This is a genomic window from Lentzea sp. NPDC036955 (genome assembly GCF_055608005.1).
The window spans coordinates 200486-216898 of the sequence record NZ_JBVJRC010000003.1 but is presented as its reverse complement, the minus strand read 5'-3'; the positions used below and the strand labels follow the sequence as shown (position 1 = coordinate 216898).

The 16413-nt window shown below is 71.7% G+C and carries 13 protein-coding genes; 10 read left to right on the top strand and 3 right to left on the bottom strand.

The window, feature by feature from the left end; translation table 11 throughout:
• Positions 1-207 precede the first annotated feature (207 nt).
• Together ACZ7CF_RS10170 and ACZ7CF_RS10165 are read right to left on the bottom strand one after the other, a co-directional pair.
• Positions 208-705: a methylated-DNA--[protein]-cysteine S-methyltransferase gene (locus tag ACZ7CF_RS10170; protein ID WP_458429329.1), complete on the bottom strand. Its 498-nt coding sequence runs from the start codon at positions 703-705 to the stop codon at positions 208-210.
• A complete protein-coding gene (locus tag ACZ7CF_RS10165) occupies positions 702-1988 on the bottom strand; it encodes a bifunctional transcriptional activator/DNA repair enzyme AdaA (RefSeq protein ID WP_470369418.1) in 1287 nt (428 codons plus the stop codon). Before ACZ7CF_RS10165 ends, ACZ7CF_RS10170 begins: the two co-directional genes overlap by 4 nt.
• Positions 1989-2068: 80 nt before the next feature.
• Here ACZ7CF_RS10165 and ychF point away from each other — a divergent pair, with 80 nt between their 5' ends.
• The 6 genes from ychF (at position 2069) to ACZ7CF_RS10135 (ending at position 11647) form a co-directional block, all read left to right on the top strand.
• Complete coding sequence (gene ychF, locus ACZ7CF_RS10160; RefSeq protein WP_360386074.1) at positions 2069-3148, top strand: redox-regulated ATPase YchF; 1080 nt, start codon at positions 2069-2071, stop codon at positions 3146-3148.
• Between the two features lie 80 nt (positions 3149-3228).
• Positions 3229-4365, top strand: a complete 1137-nt coding sequence (locus tag ACZ7CF_RS10155; RefSeq protein ID WP_470369417.1) for a Fic family protein — start codon at positions 3229-3231, stop codon at positions 4363-4365.
• A 77-nt stretch (positions 4366-4442) separates the two neighbouring features.
• Positions 4443-7193, top strand: coding sequence for an AfsR/SARP family transcriptional regulator (locus ACZ7CF_RS10150; protein WP_470369416.1), 2751 nt, complete (start codon positions 4443-4445; stop codon positions 7191-7193).
• A complete protein-coding gene (locus ACZ7CF_RS10145; RefSeq protein WP_470369415.1) occupies positions 7190-9892 on the top strand; it encodes an AfsR/SARP family transcriptional regulator in 2703 nt (900 codons plus the stop codon). Before ACZ7CF_RS10150 ends, ACZ7CF_RS10145 begins: the two co-directional genes overlap by 4 nt.
• Before the next feature lie 66 nt (positions 9893-9958).
• Entirely contained in the window at positions 9959-10114 is a 156-nt protein-coding gene (locus ACZ7CF_RS10140) for a DUF6131 family protein (protein ID WP_170067891.1), read from the top strand.
• Between the two features lie 189 nt (positions 10115-10303).
• On the top strand, positions 10304-11647 hold the full coding sequence (locus ACZ7CF_RS10135) for a mannosyltransferase (protein WP_470369414.1): 1344 nt from the start codon (positions 10304-10306) through the stop codon (positions 11645-11647).
• A 12-nt stretch (positions 11648-11659) separates the two neighbouring features.
• Here ACZ7CF_RS10135 and ACZ7CF_RS10130 read toward each other — a convergent pair whose 3' ends face one another.
• Positions 11660-11953: a 4a-hydroxytetrahydrobiopterin dehydratase gene (locus ACZ7CF_RS10130; RefSeq protein ID WP_360386084.1), complete on the bottom strand. Its 294-nt coding sequence runs from the start codon at positions 11951-11953 to the stop codon at positions 11660-11662.
• A 131-nt stretch (positions 11954-12084) separates the two neighbouring features.
• Between ACZ7CF_RS10130 and ACZ7CF_RS10125 the strand changes: the two genes are divergently transcribed.
• From ACZ7CF_RS10125 to ACZ7CF_RS10110, 4 genes are read left to right on the top strand one after another with little or no spacing between them, the layout of a single operon-like run.
• Positions 12085-13089: a thiamine ABC transporter substrate-binding protein gene (locus tag ACZ7CF_RS10125; protein ID WP_470369413.1), complete on the top strand. Its 1005-nt coding sequence runs from the start codon at positions 12085-12087 to the stop codon at positions 13087-13089.
• Positions 13065-14681 carry an ABC transporter permease gene (locus ACZ7CF_RS10120; protein ID WP_470369412.1) on the top strand — a complete coding sequence of 539 codons (1617 nt, stop codon included), beginning with the start codon at positions 13065-13067 and terminating at the stop codon, positions 14679-14681. Before ACZ7CF_RS10125 ends, ACZ7CF_RS10120 begins: the two co-directional genes overlap by 25 nt.
• Positions 14681-15631, top strand: coding sequence for an ABC transporter ATP-binding protein (locus ACZ7CF_RS10115; RefSeq protein ID WP_360386089.1), 951 nt, complete (start codon positions 14681-14683; stop codon positions 15629-15631). Before ACZ7CF_RS10120 ends, ACZ7CF_RS10115 begins: the two co-directional genes overlap by 1 nt.
• Before the next feature lie 10 nt (positions 15632-15641).
• A complete protein-coding gene (locus ACZ7CF_RS10110; RefSeq protein ID WP_470369411.1) occupies positions 15642-16400 on the top strand; it encodes an SDR family oxidoreductase in 759 nt (252 codons plus the stop codon).
• The last annotated feature ends 13 nt before the right edge of the window (positions 16401-16413 follow it).

Genomic DNA, 16413 nt, shown 5'->3' with positions numbered 1-16413 from the left:
CGCAGGCTCGCGCTCCGCTCGCGTCCACCCGCTTTGCTCAGGTGCCACTCGCGACCGCTCCGCCCGCACAGCGGCCCTGCGCCTCGCCCGCTCGTGTTTCGCCCGTACGCGCCGCGCTTCGTCGCTGGCTCCGCTTCGCCCGGACGCGTCTCGCTCCGCCGCCTTGCCCGAACTGCCGTTCCGCGCCCGGTCCCTATCGCCCGGGGCTCAGCTCTCGTGCGCGAGCAGCCAGCGCTTCACGTCCAGCCCCCAGCGGAACCCACCCAGGTCCCCACCGATCCGGATCACGCGGTGGCACGGCACGAACAACGCCGCGGAGTTCCGCGCGCACGCCGACGCCGCCGCCCGCACCGCCGCCGGACGCCCGGACAGGGACGCGTACTCGCTGTAGGTGACCGGCTCACCGGCGCGGACGGTGCGCAGGACGTCCCACGCGTGCTGCAGGAACGGGCCCGACTTCTGCCGCACCTCGACGGTGTCGATCACCTCCAGGTCACCCTCGTGGTACGCCTCGACGGCCTTCGTCACGGTGCCGAGGTCGGGGCGCGGGACGATCTCCGACGGCATCAGCGAGGCGTGGATCTGCGGCGTCAGCAGGGCGAGGTCCGCGGTCCAGCCGCTGGCCAGCACCGCTCCGTCCGCCGCGACGACCGCGGTGAACGGGCCGGTCGGGGTGTCCACGGTGGACGTGTGGGCGACGCTCATGGGGTTGCTGCCTTCCTCGTCAGGTGTGCGCTCGCGTAGGAGCGCCACGGCCGCCAGTCCGGGCCGTGGGGAGCCAGGTCGCGCAGTCGCGCGGGGAGCACCAGGACGTCCGGTGCGCCCAGGACCCGCATGGCCACCTCGTCGGCGTTCTGGGCGCCGACCAGGGGTGCGAGCTCTTCGGTCAGGTCTTCGAGGGAGCGGCCCACGTCCACGACGAGTCTGCCGCTCGCCAGCGCCTCGGCCACCGGGTGGTCACCCGCCGAGTACAGGTGCGTCAGCGCGCCGTCCGGGACCCGCAGCGGGACGCCCGCGAACGGGGCCACGAGGCGCAGCAGGGTCTCGGCGCCGTCGACGCTGCCCGCGACGCGGATGCCGGGGACCGCGCGGACCAGCGGGCCGATCAGCGGGTCGGCGCCGAGGAACGAGTCCACGGCCACCGGGTCGGCGTCGAGGTCCAGCAGGCGCCGCACCCGCGCTACGGCGGCGCCCAGGTCGCGGACGTCGGCCAAGCGCAGCGAGCACAGGACGTGGTCGGCCGGGAACGTCAGCCGCACGATCGCCTCGCCGTGCGGCAGGAGCAGCGTGCGCGCGTAGGAGTCGTCGGTGACCTCCTCGACGCCGGGCAGTGCGTGCGCGCGGAAGTGCGCGAGCAGGCCGACGACGTCAAACGGGGGCCGGTAGGGCAGGCGCAGCACGATCCGGCCCGGCGTGCCGACCGGCGCCTTGCCGCGGCCGCGCATGTCGGAGGGGGTGGAGGCGAACACCATGCGGATGGTGTCGTTGAACTGCCGCACCGAGGCGAACCCGGCCGCGAACGCGATGTCGGCGAATGCCATCTCGGTCGTCTCGATCAGCAAACGGGCGGCGTGCGCGCGATGGGCACGGGCCAGCGCCAGCGGACCCGCGCCCAGCTCGGCGGTCAGCACCCGCGTGAGGTGGCGTTCCGAGTAGCCGAGCTTCGTCGCCAGGCCGGACACGCCGTCGCGTTCGACCACGCCGTCGCTGATCAGCCGCATCGCGCGGGCGGCCAGGTCGGCGCGCAGGTTCCACTCCGGCGAGCCGGGCGTGGCGTCGGGCAGGCAGCGGCGGCAGGCGCGGAAGCCAGCGGACTGCGCGGCGGCCGCGGTGAGGAAGAACCGGCTGTTGCGGCGCTTCGGGGTCACCGCGGGGCACGACGGCCGGCAGTAGATGCCGGTCGTGCGCACCGCGTGGATGAAGCACCCGTCGAACCGGGCGTCACGTGCGGCGCACACCCGGTACGCGTGTTCTTCGTCGATGACCATGTCAGCGATCCTGCCAGCGGGAACGCGCTATGGCTCGCGGGAATCGGACACCACCGTGGCCTGCCGTAGACTCGTCACCCGTGAGTTTGACCCTCGGTATCGTCGGCCTGCCCAACGTCGGCAAGTCCACCCTCTTCAACGCACTGACGCGCAACGACGTGCTCGCCGCGAACTACCCGTTCGCGACCATCGAGCCGAACGTCGGCGTCGTGCCGCTGCCGGACGCGCGCCTCACCAAGCTCGCCGAGATCTTCGGCTCGGAGCGCGAGGTGCCGGCCGTGGTGTCGTTCGTCGACATCGCAGGCATCGTCAAGGGCGCGTCGGAGGGCGAGGGCCTCGGCAACAAGTTCCTCGCCAACATCCGCGAGGCCAACGCGATCTGCCAGGTCATCCGCGTGTTCGACGACCCCGACGTGGTGCACGTCGACGGCCGCGTCGACCCCGCCTCCGACATGGAGACGATCAACACCGAGCTGATCCTCGCCGACCTCCAGACCCTGGAGAAGGCCGTCCCGCGCCTGGAGAAGGAGGCGCGGATGCAGAAGGACCGCCGCCCCGCCCTCGAGGCCGCGCAGAAGGCCAAGGAGATCCTCGACTCCGGCCGCACGCTGTTCTCCGCGAAGTCCGAGGTGGACCACGCGCTGATCCGCGAGCTGTCCCTGCTCACGACCAAGCCGTTCCTCTACGTCTTCAACGCCGACGAGGGCGTGCTGGGCGACGAGGCCCGCCAGAAGGAGCTGCGCGAGCTGGTCGCCCCGGCCGACGCGGTGTTCCTCGACGCCAAGGTCGAGTCCGAGCTGCTGGAGCTCGACCAGGAGTCGGCCCTCGAACTGCTGGAGTCCATCGGCCAGCACGAGCCGGGCCTGCACTCGCTCGCCCGCGCCGGCTTCCACACCCTCGGCCTGCAGACCTACCTGACCGCGGGCCCGAAGGAAGCGCGGGCGTGGACCATCCCGCAGGGCGCGACGGCCCCGCAGGCCGCGGGCGTCATCCACACCGACTTCGAGAAGGGCTTCATCAAGGCCGAGGTCGTGTCGTTCGACGACCTGGTGGCCGCGGGCTCGAAGGCCGACGCGAAGGCGGCGGGCAAGGTCCGCATGGAGGGCAAGGACTACGTGATGGCGGACGGCGACGTGGTGGAGTTCCGCTTCAACGTCTGACCCCGGACGACGGTGCCGGATCGTGGAGGTCCGGCACCTGACGCATTGACGCAATGTTTGCGTCATTCTATTGTTGGTCGATGCTGTACCCCACGCCCGCCCTCAGGTCCGAAGATCAGCGTGTTCTGCACGAGATCGAGGAACTGCGGCGCTCGTTGCGCCTCCAGGTCCGGTCCGCTCCGACGAAGTGGACCGACGGGCTGCGCAAGTTCCTGACCGCTGACGCGGTGGCCGCCTCCAACTCGATCGAAGGCTTCAAGGTGTCCACCGTGGACGTCGAGGACCTGATCGACGGTGAACGGGACGTCGACGTCTCCGAAGAAGATCGCGAGGAGACGCTCGCCTACCAGCGGATGATGACGTACATCCAGACGCTGCACGACGTCGAGGACTTCCGGTACGGCAAGGAGTTCCTCAACGCGCTCCACTGGATGCTGCAGGGGCACCGCAACACCCCGCGCAAGCCGGCTGGCCAGTGGCGTCGCGGCGCGGTGTACGTGACGGATGCCCGAGACCCCAGCATCGCGGTGTACACGGCGCCCGAAGCGGCCGACGTGCCGGATTTGATGGGCGAGCTGGTGGAGTGGCTGAACGCGGACGACGGCAGTCATCCGCTCGTGCGTGCCGCGATGGCGCATCTCCATCTCGTCTCCATCCACCCGTGGGCGGACGGGAACGGCCGCATGTCCCGGTCGCTCCAGACGCTCATGATCGCCAGGGAGGGAGAGCTGGCGCCGGAGTTCTCCTCGATCGAGGCGTGGCTCGGGCGGCCGGGCAACACCTGGGAGTACTACCGCGAACTGCAGAGCCGCGGGGCGATCTACCGTCCTGACCAGGACGTCTCCGGCTGGGTTCGGTTCAACCTCACCGCTTACCACCAGCAGGCGCAGACCGTGCGCAGTCGCCTGGACCGTTCTGGTCGCGTGTGGGTGCTGCTCGACGAGTTCGCCGCGTCCCGGGGGCTGGAGCAGAGGGTGGTGTCGGCTCTGCACGACGTCGCGATGTCGGGCCGGGTGCGCCGTACCCGCTACGAGCGAGCCGAGGACCTGGGCCTGCAACGAGCCCAGCGTGATCTCAGGGACCTGGTCGCCGCCGGGGTCCTCACACCTGTCGGTCGCACCCGTGCGCGCTTCTACACGGCCGGTTCGGCTTTTCCGGAACCGGCCCTCGAAGCGGCTCGGACACCGCTGACGCTTATCGACCCGTACGCGTCCTGACGGTGACCTGGACTCCCGGCTCGCGCGGTCGAAACGCGCGGGTACTCGGTTGACGATCACACCTAGACTCTCGCTGTGTGATCGTCGAGTACCGCGTCCTGGGACCGCTCGAGGTGCTGGCCGACGGCGAGCCGATCGCCGTCCCGGCTGGGCGGGGACGGGTGTTGCTGGCCACCTTGTTGTTGCGCGCCAACGAGTTCGTGTCCGTCGACGAGTTGGTGGACCGGGTGTGGGAAGGGGCGCCGCCGGCTGCGGAACGGGCGCACAAGACGTTGCAGACGGTCGTGTTGCGGTTGCGGCGGGCGTTGGGGGCGGCCAACTGCGTGCGGACGGTGTCCGGTGGGTACCGCGCGGAGGTCGCGCCGGAGCAGCTGGACCTCACGCGGTTCCGGGCGTTGGTGGAGCAGGGGGAGTTCCGGGCGGCGCTGGGGTTGTGGCGGGGGCCGGTGCTGGCCGACGTCGCTTCGGAGGCGTTGCACCGCGAGGACGTGCCGCCGCTGGTGGAGGAGCACGTCGTGGCGTTGGAGCGGCGCATCGACGAGGACCTGGCGCGGGACACCGACGTGCTGGTGCCCGAGCTGCGGGCGTTGATCGGGAAGCACCCGTTGCGGGAGACGTTCTGGGCGCAGCTGGTGCTGGCGTTGCACCGGTCGAACCAGCAGGCGGAGGCGCTCGCCGTCTACGAGGAGGTGCGCAGGAACCTCGCCGACGAGCTCGGGGTCGACCCCGGTCAGCGGTTGCGCGACGCGCACCGGCAGGTGCTCAGCGGTGAGGTGCCGTCCGGCGGTGTGCCGCGGCAGTTGCCGGCCGGTGTGCCGCACTTCGTCGGTCGGGAGCGCGAGCTCGACCGGCTCACCGAGTTGTTGCGGACGCGGCCGGGTGAGCCCGTGCTGATCTCGGCGATCAACGGGATCGGCGGCGTCGGGAAGACCGCGCTCGCGGTGCAGTGGGCGCACCAGCAGGCCGACCGGTTCCCCGACGGGCAGCTCTACGTGAACCTGCGCGGGTTCGACTCCCAGGCCGAGCCCGCGGACCCGATGTCGGTGGCCCGCGACTTCCTGGTGGCGCTGGGCTTCGCGTCGCACGAGATCCCGACGTCGGGGGAGCCGCTCGTGGCGGCGTACCGGTCGGCGCTGGCCGAGCGGCGGATGTTGCTGGTGCTCGACAACGCGCGTGACGTCGAGCAGGTGCGGCCGTTGCTGCCCGGTGGCGCGGCGAACCTGGTGGTCGTCACCAGTCGCAACCGGCTCGCCGGGCTGGTGGCGCGGGAAGGGGCGCTGCCGGTCGCGCTGGACGTGCTCGACGAACGGCAGGCGGTCGCCCTGCTGGTCGAACGCGTCGGCGCCGCCAGGGTCGAGGCCGAGCCGGACGCGGTGCGGCGGCTGGTCAAGCGGTGTGCCGGGTTGCCGCTCGCGCTGAGCATCGTCGCCGCCCGTGCCGCGTACGGGGACTCGCTGGGCACCCTCGCCGACGAGCTGGACGACGAACGGCTCGACGCGCTGGACATCGACGACCCGACCACCGGCGTCCGCGGTGTGTTCTCGTGGTCGCTGCGGTCGGTCAGCGAGCCGGCGGCCAGGACGTTCGTGCTGCTCGGGCTGCACCCCGGCCCCGACTTCGCGTTGAGCGCCGTGGCGAGCCTCACCGCGCTGCCGGCGGCCGAGGCCCGGCGCGCGCTCGCCGAGCTGGTCGCGGGCAGCCTCGTGCAGGTCGGTGCGAGCGGCCGGTACTCGCAGCACGACCTGGTGCGCGACTACGCGGCGGAACGGGCGGCCGAGCTGCCGGCGCAGGTGCGGGACGCGGCGGTGCACCGGATGTTCGAGCACTACCTGCACCTGACCCAGAACTGCTGGCAGCGGTTGCAGTTCAACATCCCGCCGGTCGTCACGGAGCCGCCCTCGCCGGGAGTGGTCGTCGAGGAGGTCCCGGACTCGGACGTGGCGTGGGCGCGGTTCGGCGCCGAGTACCCGGTGCTGTTCGGCACCGTCGAGCGCGCGAACGAGCTGGGTGCGGACCACGTCGTCTGGCGGGTGCCGTTCATGCTGCACGGCTACCTCTCCCGGCAGGGCTACATGCGGGAGGCGGTGGGCCTGCACCGCCTCGGGCTGGCCGCGGCGCAGCGGCTCGGCGACGTGGAGGCGCAGAGCCTCATGCACCGCAGGATCGCCGCGATCCTCATGAGCTTCGACGACTACGGGGAGACCGAGTTCCACCTGCGCGAGGCGATCCGGTGCGCCCGGCCCGGCGGCAACGTCCTCGCGGAGGCGCACCTGCGGCGCGGCCTCGCGTTCGCCTACGAACGGCAGGGCCGGCTGGCGGACGCGCTCGACGTGCTGGCGGAGATCCACCCGCGGATCGTGGGCCAGGACGACAGCTACGAGGTCGGCCGCCACCTCGCCGCACTGGGTCGCGCCCACCACACCGTCGGGCAGCACGAGCGGGCCCTGCAGCTCTGCCTGCAGGCGGCCGAGAAGTTCGCGGAGACCGACTTCAACGGCCAGGACGAGGGACCGTGCGGCAACACGGAGACGCTGGGTGACATCCACCACGCGCTGGGACGGCACACCGAGGCCGTCGTGATCTACCGGCGGGCGCTGCAGATGTGGCGGGACATGCGGACCGCGACCAACATCGCCGACTGCCTGCGCAAGATGAGCGAGGCGTTCATCGCCATGGGGGACGCCGTCCAGGCGCGCGAGTGCCTCCTCGAAGCCGTGCAGATCATCAAGGGCAGCCAGGACTCGACGTACTACCAGGGGGCGGAGGACCTGCAGGACCTGCTCGCCCGGCTCGACCGGATCGAGGACGCCGACGGGACGCCGGCGTGAAGGCCGAGTACCGGGTGCTGGGGCCGCTGGAGGTCCTGCTCGACGGTGCGCCGGTCACCGTCCCGGCCGGCCGCTGCCGAGTGCTGCTCGCGACATTGTTGTTGCGCGCCAACGAGTTCGTGTCCGTCGACGAGCTGGTGGACCGGCTGTGGGACGGCGCACCGCCCGCACCGGACCGGGCGCACAAGACGTTGCACATGGTCGTGACGCGGCTGCGGCAGGCGCTCGGCGCGGCCGGCTGCGTCACCACCCGCAGCGGCGGCTACGCGGCCGTGGTGGCGCCGGAACAGCTGGACCTCACGCGGTTCCGCGTGCTGGTGGAGCAGGGGGAGCTGCACGCGGCGCTGGCGCTGTGGCGCGGCCCGGTGCTGGCCGACGTGGTCTCCGAGCCGCTGCACCGCGACGACGTGCCACCGCTGCTCGAAGAACAGGTCGTGGCGCTGGAACGCCGGATCGACCAGGACCTCGCCCGCGACACCGGCGCGCTCGTGCCCGAGCTGCGGGCGCTGGTCGCGCGGTACCCGTTGCGGGAGGTGTTCTGGGCGCAGCTGGTGCTGGCGTTGCACCGGTCGGACCAGCAGGCGGAGGCGCTGGCGGTCTACGAGGAGGTCCGCGCCCGCCTCGCCGCCGAGCTGGGAACCGGTCCCGGGCAACGGCTGCGCGACGCGCACCGGCAGGTGCTCAGCGGTGAGGTGCCGCCCGACGACGTGCCCCGGCAGCTGCCGGCCGGTGTGCCGCACTTCGTGGGCAGGGAGCGGGAGCTCGACCGGCTCACCGAGCTGGTGCGGGCGCGGCCGGGTGAGCCGGTGCTGATCTCGGCGATCAACGGGATCGGCGGGGTCGGCAAGACCGCGCTGGCCGTGCGGTGGGCGCACGAGCAGGCTGACCGGTTCCCCGACGGGCAGCTCTACGTGAACCTGCGCGGGTTCGACTCGCGTGCCGAGCCGGTCGACCCGCTGTCGGTGGCCCGTGACTTCCTGGTGGCGCTCGGTTTCGCCGCGGCCGGTGTGCCGGCGGCGGAGGACGCCCTCCTCGCGGCCTATCGGTCGGCGCTGGCCGAACGCCGCGTGCTGCTGCTGTTGGACAACGCGCGTGATGTCGAGCAGGTGCGGCCGTTGCTGCCCGGCGGTGCGGCGACCCTCGTGGTCGTCACCAGTCGCAACCGGCTCAGCGGGCTGGTGGAACGGGAGGGTGCGCTGCCGGTCGCGCTGGACGTGCTCGACGACCGGCAGTCGGTCGACCTGCTGGTCGAACGGATCGGGCCGGCCAGGGTGGCGGCGGAACCCGAGGCGGTGGCCCGCCTGGTGCGGCGCTGCGCGGGTCTGCCGCTCGCGCTGAGCATCGTCGCTGCCCGTGCCGCGTACGGCGACGCGCTGGGCACCCTCGCCGGCGAGCTGGACGGCGAACGGCTCGACGCGCTGGACATCGACGACCCCACGACCGGCATCCGCGGCGTGTTCTCGTGGTCGCTGCGGTCGGTCAGCGCGACCGCGGCGAGGGTGTTCGTGCTCCTCGGCCTGCACCCCGGCCCCGACTTCACGGCCGACGCCGCGGCCAGCCTCGCCGCGGTGCCGGTGGAGACCGCTCGCGCGGCGCTCGGCGAGCTCGTCGCCGGCACCCTCGTCCAGCACGGCGCGGACGACCGGTACTCCCTGCACGACCTGTTGCGCGACTACGCGGCGGAACGGGCCGCCGAGCTGCCGGAGACCGAACGGGAGCACGCGCTGCGCGGCATGTTCGACCACTACCTGCACACCTCGCTGCTCGCCTGGGCGCAGGTCCGGTCGGTGGTCGTCGAGCCGCCGGTCGCACCGCCGGTCGCGCACGCGGTGGTCCGGCCGGTCGCGGACCTGGCCGCCGCGGGGGAGTGGTTCGCCGCGGAGAAACCGGCGCTGCTGCGGGTCGTGGCGCACGCGGCCCGGTCCGGCGCGGACGACGTCGCGTGGGCGCTGGCGTTCTCGATGCACCTGGCGGTCCTGCGGGCCGGTGACCTCGCCGTTGCCGTGGCGCTCAACCTCCAGGGGCTCACGGCGGCGGAACGCGCCGGCAGCCGCTGGGGCCGTGCGCGGATGCACCGCTGCCTGATCGGCACGTACATCGCCATGCGGGCGCTGGACGACGCCGAGCTGCACCTGCGGGCGGCGCTGCGGCTGGAGGAGGACGACCCCGCCTCCAGGGTGAACCTGACCAGGGGCCTCGCCCAGATCTACCAGTTCCAGGACCGTCCTGCGGACGGGCTGGCCGCCCTGCTCGGGGTGCGGGACCTGGCCGACGGGCTCGCCGACCGGGTGGAGCGGGCGAACTACCTCGCGAGCCTCGGCGACTTCTACCTGATGTCCGGTGACGACGAGCAGGCGCTCGTGGTCGGGGAACAGGCGCGGGTGGCGATGCGGGAGGCCGGCGTCCGGCCGACCCCGGTGCTGTGCCGCAACATCGAGGGGCTCGCCGCCCTGCACCTGAAGGCCGGGCGGTATGCCGAGGCCATCGCGTACTACGAGGAGTCCGTGGGCCTGCTGCGCGAGATGCGGGCGACCTACGACCTGGCGCACACGCTCGTGCTGCTCGGGAAGGTCCTCAAGCAGACCGGTGACCTGCGGCGGTGCGAGGAATGTCTGCGCGAGGCGGAATACATCATCGGCGAACGTGATGACGGATCGTCACGAGACGTGCGCAGAGAGCTGAATGTCGTGCGGGGCTAGAAAATTCGTGTTTGTACCGACCTTCGTGGGGTATCCGAGTTGAGGATTTCCCCACCTGGAGGTGTCATGATCGTCCTCGGACTGATCCTGCTCGTCGTCGGATGGCTCGCCGGTATCAGCATTCTGACGACCATCGGTGTCGTGCTGCTGGTCATCGGCGCGATCCTCGCCGTTCTCGGCGCGGTCGGCAAGCCGATCGGCGGTCGCGCGCACTACTTCTAAGAAGGTCCTGACGCCAGGACCGCGGTCCTGAAGCAGGGCTACGAAGCCAGAAGGGGGAGCCTCCACTGTGGAGGCTCCCCCTTTCGGCTTGGGTGGCAACGGTTTGTGGACGTTGCTCCGGCTTCAGCTGCCTAGAGGCTGCTCTTGCTCCGAGCGGCCGCCGCGAACACTCCGAACGCGACTCCCAGCATGCCCAGAGCGGCGACAGCGGCAACAACAAGATCAACAGACATGATCAGAAAAACTCCCTACAGCGATCTCTCCCGTTCTGATGACGCTCGGGTACCCACTCGCGTTGCATCGAGTAACGTTTTCCGCGTGAAACTCCGTGCTGTGGAAGCGCGTGTGCTCTCCGTAGCGCCGTGGCTGCTCGCCCTGTCGGTGGTCGGGCACCTGCTCATGGTCGCCTTCCAGGCGAAGATGACCATGATCGACCTGCTCGTCTACCGCAACGGATCACCGCACCTGTTCCGGGGCGACCTCTACGAGTGGCGGCTCGACCAGTACGCGGACGTCTTCCCGCTGCCGTTCACCTACCCGCCGTTCGCGGCCGCGATCTTCACGCCGATGAGCTGGGTGCCGTGGGAGGCCTCCCGCTGGATCTGGCAGCTGATCTGCCTCGGGTGCCTGTACTTCATCGTCCGCACGAGCCTGAAGCTGCTCAGGCTCGACGACCCGCGCCGCGCGATGCTGTGGACCGCGCTGGTGCTGTGGATCGAGCCGGTGCGCACCACGCTCAACTACGGGCAGATCAACCTGGTGCTGTGCGCGATCCTCATCGGCACGCTCGCGAGCGCGCGCAACTGGGTCGGTGGCGCGGGTGTCGGTTTCACCGCGGGCATCAAGCTGACGCCCGCGATCTCCGGTTTGTACTTCCTCATCACGAAGAGGTGGATGGCGGCCGTTTGGTCGTTCGTCGCTTTCGCGGCCACGTACGGCATCGGCTGGGCGATCTCACCGTCGCAGTCGGACAGGTTCTGGTTCCAGCTGCTCGGCGACGCGAGCCGGGTCGGGCCGGTCGGCAGCGCGATCAACCAGTCGATGCGCGGCGCGCTGAGCCGCACGGTCGGCCACGACGTGCAGACCGGGCCGCTCTACCTCGTCGCCGTCGTCGTCGCGGCCGCGCTCACGTGGTTCGCCGTCAGCAGGACCAGGGACGTGCTGGCGTTGATCGTCAGCGTGCAGTTCCTCGGCCTGCTGGTCTCGCCGATCTCGTGGAGCCACCACTGGGTGTGGGTGGTGCCCGCCCTGCTGTGGCTGGTCTACGAGGGCGGCCACGTGCTCTGCACGATCACCGCCGGCCTGTGGGTGCTGCTGACCGGCGGCTTCCTGATCTCGTTCCTGCTGCTCGCCCAGCCGAACATCTGGGACTTCGCCCGCCCCTGGTACCTCGTGGTGCTCGGCTGGGGCTACCCGGCCGCGGGCCTGCTGACGCTGGTCGCGATCGGGCTCGCGGCCCGGCGCCGGGCCGGCGGCCCGCCCTCCGGTGAGGAGAAGGCCGCCGACGGCGCACCGAGCCGGGTCGCCGGCTGACGGCAGCCTCCCTCAGGAGAGCGCGTCCACCACCCCGTCGATCTCCTCGGCGAGGGAGACGTCCAGCGCGGTGATCCCGCCCTTGTAGTGCGTGCTCAGGCGGAATGTCAGCGTCCTGTACCGGATGTCGACGTCCGGGTGGTGGTTGTCGTTCTCCGCGATCTCCGCGACCCGGTTCACGACCATGATCGCCTGCGCGAAGCTCGCGAGCTCCACCGTCCGGACCAGTGCCGCGTCCTGGGCGGTCCAGTCGGGCAGCTTGGGCAGCACGTCGTTCAACTGATCGTCGCTCAACAGCTCGGCCATGTCCTGATCGTCCCACCACGTCACGTAAGCTGCGCGTTCGCCACGGGAGTCCGGTGAAGCGCCGGGCTGAGAGGAGGGCTCGCAAGCCCTCGACCGTCCACCTGATCCGGGTCATACCGGCGTAGGGAGAGATGATGAGAAGGATTTTCGCTGCTCTGACCGCTGCGGCGCTGGTCACCGGGTGCTCGGCCGGCACGTCGACCGCCCCGCAGGCGCGCGAGGTCACGCTGGTGACGCACGACTCGTTCGCGGTGAAGGACGGCCTGCTCGACGAGTTCAAGCAGGCCACCGGCATCACCGTGAAGCAGATCGCGAGCGGTGACGCGGGTGAGCTCACCAACAAGCTGGTGCTCACCAAGTCGAACCCGATCGGCGACGTCGCGTTCGGCGTCGACTCGACGTTCGCGTCGCGGGCGCTGGCCGAGGGCGTCTTCGCCGAGTACGCCTCGCCGGAGGCGGCCAAGGGCGCGCAGCGCTACCAGGTCGACGGCACGAACCGGCTGCAGGCCGTCGACGTCGGTGACGTGTGCCTCAACATCGACCCGGCTAAGCTCGGCGGCGTCGAGCCGGCCTCCTACGAGGACCTGGTCGACCCGAAGTTCAAGGACAAGCTGGTCGTGGAGAACCCGGCCACGTCCTCGCCCGGTCTCGCGTTCCTGCTCGGCACGATCGCGAAGTTCGGCGAGAACGGCTGGCAGGAGTACTGGACCAAGCTCAAGGCCAACGGCGTCAAGGTCGTGAGCGGCTGGGAAGAGGCCTACAACCAGGAGTTCTCCGCCACCAAGGGCGACCGGCCGATCGTCGTGTCGTACGCGTCGTCGCCGTCGGCGGAGGGCGGCAAGACCAAGGCCGTGCTCGGCACCTGCTACCGCCAGGTCGAGTACGCGGGCGTGCTGTCCGGCGCGAAGAACTCCGAGGACGCGAAGAAGGTCCTCGACTTCCTGCTGGGCGAGGAGTTCCAGGCGCAGGTCGCCGAGCAGATGTACGTCTACCCGTCGCGCGAGGGCGTCGCACTGCCCGAGTCGTGGACGAAGGACGCCCCTCTGCCGGCGAACCCGCAGACGCTGCCCGCCGACAAGGTGAAGGACAACCGCGAAGCCTGGGTCGAGCAGTGGCGCAAGCTCGTGCAGGGCTGACGCTGCTGTCGGCCCGCACCGGGTGGTCGGCGGCGGCGCTGCTGCCGCTGGCCTTCCTCGGACTCTTCTTCGCGTGGCCGGTGCTGGCGATCGTCACCCTCGGCCTGCGCGAGGGCGGGGTGCTCGACGCGGTGCTCGCCGGGGAGACCTGGGAGCTGGTCGGGTTCACCCTGGGCCAGGCCCTCGCCTCGACGGCCGTGGCGGTGCTCGCCGGGATGCCGCTCGCGTTCGTGCTGGCCCGGTGCCGGATTCGCGGGCTCGGGTTCGTGCGCGCGGCGGTGATGGTGCCGTTCGTGCTGCCGACCGTGGTGGTGGGCCTGGCGTTCCGGACGTTCTGGCCCGACGGCGGGGTGCTGCCGATCGTGCTGGCGAACGCGTTCTTCAACGTCGCCGTGGTCGCGCGGACCGTCGGCGGGCTGTGGGCGCACACGGACCGGCGGGCCGAGGACGCCGCCCGTGCGCTGGGGGCGTCACGGCCGCGGGCGTTCCTGTCGGTGGTGCTGCCGGCGCTGGCCCCCGCCGTCGGGTCGGCCGCGGCGGTGGTGTTCCTGTTCTGCGCCACCAGCTTCGGTGTGGTGCTGGTGCTCGGCGGGTCGCGGTACCGGACCCTGGAGACCGAGATCTACCTGCGGACGGTCGAGCTGTTCGACCTGTCCGGTGCCGCCGCGCTGTCGTTGCTCCAGTTCGCCGCAGTGCTGGCGGTGCTGGTGCTCGGAGCACTGGCCCGCAGGCGGCGGGAGACCGCGCTGTCGCTGCGCGGCAGGGAGGAGCTGGCACGCCGGCCGTCCGGTGGTGAGTGGTACGTGGTCCTCGCGGCGTTCGCCGTCGTGGCCGCGCTGCTGACGCCGGTGGTGGGGCTGGTCACGCGCTCGCTGTCCACAAGGGACGGCTGGAGCCTCGCCGGGTACGCCGCGCTGGCCACCCGCGGTGACCGCGGGACGCTCGCGGTCACCGGGATCGACGCGGCGCTCAACTCGGTGCGCACGGCGTTCGACGCGACCGCCGTGGCGCTGGTGGTCGGGGTGTTCTCGGCGGTCGTGCTGGTCGGGTTGCGGCGCGCGGGCGGCCGGTTCGCCGAGGTGCTGGACACCGCGCTGATGCTGCCGCTGGGCGTGTCCGCGGTGACCGTCGGCTTCGGGTACCTCATCACGATGGACGCGCTGCCGGGCGACTTCCGCACCTCGCCGCTGCTGGTGCCGCTGGCGCAGGCGCTGGTCGTGACGCCGCTGGTCGTGCGGATGGTGCTGCCCGTGCTGCGGGCGGTCGACGAACGGCTGCGGCAGGCGGCGGCCACGCTGGGCGCCTCGCCCGCCCGCGTGTGGCGCGAGGTCGACCTGCCGCTGGTCGGGCGCTCGCTCGCGGCGGCGGCCGGGTTCGGGTACGTGGTGGCGCTGGGGGAGTTCGGTGCCACGAGCTTCCTGGCGCGGCCGGAGTCGCCGACGCTGCCGGTGGTGATCGCGCGGCTGATGTCGCGGCCGGGGGAGTTGAACAGCCAGATGGCCTACGCGGCGTGCGCGCTGCTGATGGTCGTCACGGTCGGGTGCGTGCTGCTGATCGAGCGGTTGCGCGTGCCGAGCAGCGGGGAGTTCTGATGGCACTGGCACTCGGCTCGATCACCGTCCGGTATGGACGGACGACGGCCGTCGACGGCGTGTCGCTGGAGGTCGCCGACGGCGAGGTCGTGGCGCTGCTCGGGCCGTCCGGCTGCGGCAAGTCGACGCTGCTGCGCACCGTCGCGGGACTGGAGAAGCCGTCCGCGGGCGCGGTGCGCTGGGACGGCGCTGACCTGGCCGGCGTGCCGGTGCACCGGCGGGGGTTCGGGCTGGTGTTCCAGGACGGGCAGCTGTTCCCGCACCGGTCGGTGGCGGGCAACGTGGCGTTCGGGCTGCGGATGCGGGGCGTCGACCGCGAGGAGCGCGACAAGCGGGTGGTGTCGCTGCTGGAGCTCGTCGGCCTCGACGGGTACGCCGACCGGCGCGTGACGCAGCTGTCCGGCGGCGAGCAGCAACGGGTGGCGCTGGCACGGGCGCTGGCGCCGTCACCGCGGTTGCTGCTGCTGGACGAACCGCTGTCGGCGCTGGACCGGGCGTTGCGCGAGCAGCTCGCGGTGGACCTGGCGCGGCTGCTGCGGGAGTCGGCCACGACGGCGCTGGTCGTGACGCACGACCACGACGAGGCGTTCACGCTGGCCGACCGGGTGGCGATCATGTCGCGCGGCCGGGTCGTCCAGGTCGGGCCGCCCGCGGAGGTCTGGTCGGCGCCGGTCGACGTGGAGACGGCGAAGTTCCTGGGGTGCGGCAAGTTCGTGCCCGGTTCGTTCGTCGGGCTGGACGTTGCGCGAGTGGGGCTGCGGGCGACGGCGTTGCGCGTCGACGCCGACGGGCCGTTGTCCGGGACGGTGGTGGAACGGGTGCACCGGCGCGACCACGTGCGGTTGCTCGTGGAGATCGACGGCGAGGAGTACGAGGCCGTCGGACCGGTGTCGGTCGGTGACCGGGTGCGGCTCGCAATCGACTTGGACGGTGTCGCGCGCGTCGGGTAGTTGTTGGCCCATGGGACATCTCGACGGGCGGGTCGCACTGGTCACGGGCGTGAGCAGGCGGCAGGGCATCGGGTACGCGATCGCCACGCGCCTGGCCGGGCTCGGCGCGGAGCTGTTCGTGCAGCACCACGTGCCGCACGACGCCGAACAGCCGTGGGGTGCCGACTCGGTCGACGAGGTCGTCGCGGGCATCGGCGGACGGGTCGAGCACCTGGGCCTCGACCTGGCCGAGCCGGACGCGCCCGACCGGCTGGTGGCGGCCGCGGTCGAGGCGTACGGCCGGGTCGACGTCCTGGTCTGCAACCACGCCCGCTCCGGCGGCGACGGGCCGTTGGGCGAGCTGGACGCGGCGATGCTCGACGCGCACCACGCGGTGAACACGCGGTCGACGATCCTGCTCGCGCAAGCGTTTGCCCGGCAGCACGACGGTGCTCGCGGCGGACGGGTCGTGCTCATGACGTCCGGTCAGAACCTGGGCCCGATGCCCGGTGAGGTCGCGTACGCGGCGTCGAAGGGGGCCCTGGTGGGAATCCTGCCGACGTTGTCGCACCACCTGATCAGGCAGGGGATCACGGTCAACGCCGTGAACCCCGGCCCGACGGACACCGGCTACGCGACGCCGGAGGCGCACGAGTGGGTGCGGGAGCGGATGCCGCTGGGCCGCTGGGGCCAGCCGGACGACGCCGCCCGGCTGGTCTCCTGGCTCTGCACCGACGACGCCGGCTGGGTCACCGGCCAGGTCATCAACAGCGAGGGCGGCTTCCGCTGACCCCCCTGCCTGC